We start from the raw sequence: 3,681 nt of genomic DNA, 5'->3' as shown, positions 1-3,681 counted from the left end.
CGACACGAGCGACTCCCTCCCCGGCACGATCATCTCCAAGATCATCCCAGGCCGGTCAGCCAACGTGACAACGCCCCAGAGCCGGTTCTCGTCAACAAAGCCAGTCGAGACACGGAGCTTGGGACGAGAACCGATACCCCTCACGCAGAAAGTGCCTTCCGCCTGGACCGACAGAGCCCCTCGATAAGATTCATCGGCCCAGCTCAGAAGGCACTTTCGTGATTCCGCCCCACATCCGGCCTCACCCCAATAGAAACGGCGAGGTTAACGGCTGTGTGTCTGTCCTGCGATCCAGTCGGCTGCATTGATGCAGTCGGCCAGATGGCGGCCGGTGAGGGCGTTGAGCGCGACATCGAGGCGTTCGATGTCGCGCATCTGCTGGAGGCGGGGGGCGAGGGTGCGAAAGCCGCCTCCGGCGAATCCGGCGTCGGTCAGGGCCTGCTCCTCTTCGGGGGGCAGTGCGGCGTCCCGGCGTCCGCTGAGGGTGTCGACCCCTACCGGTCCCGCCCCTTCGGTCGAGGTGAAGACCCGGGCGTTTCCGGTGTCGTAGTAGCAGCTACAGGCCCGGCCGAAGGACCGTGACAGGGACCTGAGCATCGGGCGGGCGCAGCCCACGTAACCGGCCATTCCGTCGACTTCGACGGCGACGGACCATTCGCCATCGAGGGCAGCGGCGGCGATCAGGGGTGTTTCCTGGTCTTCGGGGACGTCGATGTTCTCCATCGACCATGCGTATTCGTGATGGTCCCGCAGTTCTTTGACGAGGTCACCGACCGGCTCGGACGCCATGGTGACACCGAGCGCGGTGAGCAGGTTCCGGGGTGTGGTGGGGGCGAGGGTGAAGCAGGCGGCGCCAAACTCGCGGTGCCAGGCGAACAGGTCCATCGGATGTGTGTCTTTCTGTCGTGCACGGGAAGGGGCGGCAGTCTGGCATGGGCGAGGGGCCCGCAGGAAGTCCTGCGGGCCCCTCGTGATCCTCGTCGTGCGCTGGTCAGGGGTTAGCTGATGCGCACGTAGAAGGTGTCATTGGTGGCTTCCGGGGTCGGCAGGGCCAGATCCCAGGCGAGGACCCGGTCAGATCCGTAGAAGGCGACGAGGCTTCCGCCGGCGGACTGGTTCTGCGTCGTGTCGACCGCCCTCACCGAGAAGTCCCACTTGGAACTGGCTGCACCCTCCAGGGTAGAGCGGAACGGGAACTCGTCGCAGTCCTGGCCGAGGGTGGGCTGAAGGGCCAGGGGCAGGCCGGTGGTGGAGTAGTTGCCGGTCTTGGCGCAGGCGTCGTCCTTCTCCGCCTCGTTGGCGGCCATGATGCCCGAGTGCAGGGACTCGGTCAGGCGGTGCAGGCCCTCGCCGTTCCACGTCCCGTCGTACTCACCGGGGAACAGCTTCGCCGTCGAACTGGTCGGATAGGTGCTGTTCGGGGTGGCGAATGCGTCCTGGATGTGCTGGGCGACGCCCCGGTTCGGTGAGTCGGGGGCCGTGCTGTATGCGATGAAGGGAATGACTTCCTGGAACACGCACGACTGCGGGCGGCTGGTGGAGAAGTAGGTGGCCGAGTCGCAGCGGGGGTGCAGGGACTGCACGACGCCCGGCTGATCGGTGTCGTACTCGTCACTGTCGGTGTAGTACTCCATCGTCAGGCCGTGCAGGCCGAGCTTGTCGCGGCCCCACATACCGTACTCGGGGCTGCTGGTGTCCCAGGGGTACCAGGTGGCGCTGTTGTCCCACGTTCCCCACGTCATCGTTGCGGAGGGCTGGAACGTCGAGCATGCGGTGAGTACCTGCTGGCACTGGCCGATCAGGGACAGCGGGACGCCGGGGGCGGTCCACCAGTCGTCGATGATGCCCCACTGGTAGTCCACCGAGCCCTGCTGAATCCGGGCGAACAGGCGGGTGGAGCGGTCGGTGGTGGAGTTCTGTCCGAACAGCTCCATGTTGGCGTAGGTGGTGCCCATGTGCTCGATCTTCGCGCCGGTGGTCTTGTCGACCTTCCAGTAGTCCGCAGCGATCTTCTTGCGTTCGCAGTAGCTGTACCGGTCGAACACGAGGGTGTAGTCGGTGTAGCTCTTGTCTGCGGAGAAGCAGAGCTGAGCGAGGACGTCCGGCGGGGTGTCGCCAATGGTGTAGGTGTGGGTGAAGGCGTTGACGTTGCTCATCGAGAGCGTGCTTGCGGACTTGTCGGCCTTGGGCTCGGGGAGCTTGAACGGCTTGTTCTTGGCCTCGGTGGCGAAGGCGCGGGCGTCGGCCATCACCTTCTTGAACTGCTCCTCGGTGCCCTTGGTGTCCTTCAGCTTGGCCTTCGGACGGGCGGGGCTCGCGCTCTGTGCGGTCTCGGGTCTGGGGGAAGCCAGCTCGCCCTTGACGCGCTTCTTGGCCTTTTCGATGTCGTCCTCGGTAAGGAGGACTTCCATCTTCGGCGTGGAGCCGGCGGGGGTGGCGGTGGTGGAGATCTGCGGCTCGACCTGGTCCGCGACCGTGGTGACGGTGTCGGTGCTGCGGGCGCTGTTCGGGGTGAAGGTTCCGGCGAGTGCTGCCGTGGCCGTGAGGGCGGCAGCGACCGGAAGTATTCGTATGCGCATGAAGTTCCGTTTCTTCGAACTTGTGTTCGGTAAAGACACGTTAAAAGCGTATCACGGTGAGATCCGATTTCGATCATGGAATCGAAGGTAAACCCTGTGCTCCATCTGCAGAAACTGTGTTTCTTGTGAAGTAATGCAGAGGCTGGATGCTCGTATCGGGCACCAGAAGGGGGTACGAAACCGCCGGTGATGATCTGTAAGTTTTTGTCGGTGGTGGTTCGGCATGGTGATGTCAGTGCGGGAGATATGGGGTTTCTGCAGTTCAGTTCGTTGCCGTGAGGGTTTCGGGTGCTGACATGGATGCCGATCTGGGGCTGACGTTTTTGGTGATGACGCGGGTCAGTTGGTTGCTGATTGGTACAGCGTGTGTTGTGTTGTCGCTGGTCAGGGCCGTGGTGTCAGGGGTTGGGTGCCGACAGCGGGCAGGGGCAGCCGGTGTCGCCTTCTACGGAGCGGGCTTCACGGCGAGCTGCGGTGTGCCCGGCTGACCCCCGCGGCGGGTTCCAGTACGACAGCCGTGACAGCCCCGCTTGCGGACCGGCCAACGCGTGCCGCGCGTGGCGCGGGTCGTGCGTGCCACGCGCGCGAGACGGGGCGGGCTGTCACCGCCCGGTGGGGCCGGTGCCCAGGGTGCGGCGTCCGGCCGGACGCGGGAGTGTGGGCGCCAGCCCCGTGGCGGCCGGGACGGCGGCGGAGAGGCGTTCGGCGGCGAGTTGGGCGCGTGGCGCCGGGGGCGGGCTGTCGTCTGCGCGGGACGGCTCGGTAAGGGCGGGTCCGGTGCCCAGCGGGCGGCGGCGGTCGGTCATCGCCCGATTCTCCTCGCCGTCGGGATCTTCTTCCTCTCCGCTCGGTCTGCTGCTCCGGCCCGGCCCACGGTGTGTGTGCGCGAGGCGGTGAACTCCGGCGAGCACCGGGCGCGGTGGTTCCGGCTGCGCTGCCCGGGCCGGAGCAGGACGCCAGGTTCCGGTGGAACCGGGTCGGTACGGCCCGCAGGAGCCCCGTAACAGGGGTGGGTGTCAGTGACGGTGTGAATCGCCCCGGGTTTGATGGAGACATCGAAGACCCGGAAGGATGCCGATCATGGCTGCGCCCAAGAAGTACT

At 65.9% G+C, this 3,681-nt stretch carries 3 protein-coding genes; all 3 read right to left on the bottom strand.

Annotation, left to right across the window (positions count from 1 at the left end):
• Positions 1-264: 264 nt before the first annotated feature.
• The 3 genes from JL475_RS38360 to JL475_RS38350 all read right to left on the bottom strand — a co-directional run bounded on the left by JL475_RS38360 (position 265) and on the right by JL475_RS38350 (position 3,385).
• Entirely contained in the window at positions 265-885 is a 621-nt protein-coding gene (locus tag JL475_RS38360) for a DUF6461 domain-containing protein (RefSeq protein ID WP_202282827.1), read from the bottom strand.
• Positions 886-998: 113 nt separating this feature from the next.
• Positions 999-2,579: a NucA/NucB deoxyribonuclease domain-containing protein gene (locus JL475_RS40995; protein ID WP_237409453.1), complete on the bottom strand. Its 1,581-nt coding sequence runs from the start codon at positions 2,577-2,579 to the stop codon at positions 999-1,001.
• 602 nt (positions 2,580-3,181) lie between these two features.
• Positions 3,182-3,385 (bottom strand): hypothetical protein, encoded by a 204-nt coding sequence (locus tag JL475_RS38350; protein ID WP_202282826.1) that lies wholly within the window; start codon positions 3,383-3,385, stop codon positions 3,182-3,184.
• Positions 3,386-3,681 lie beyond the last annotated feature (296 nt).

The organism is Streptomyces sp. M2CJ-2, assembly GCF_016757295.1.
Classification (GTDB): Bacteria; Actinomycetota; Actinomycetes; order Streptomycetales; family Streptomycetaceae; genus Streptomyces.
This window is presented reverse-complemented; position numbering and strand designations above follow the sequence as displayed.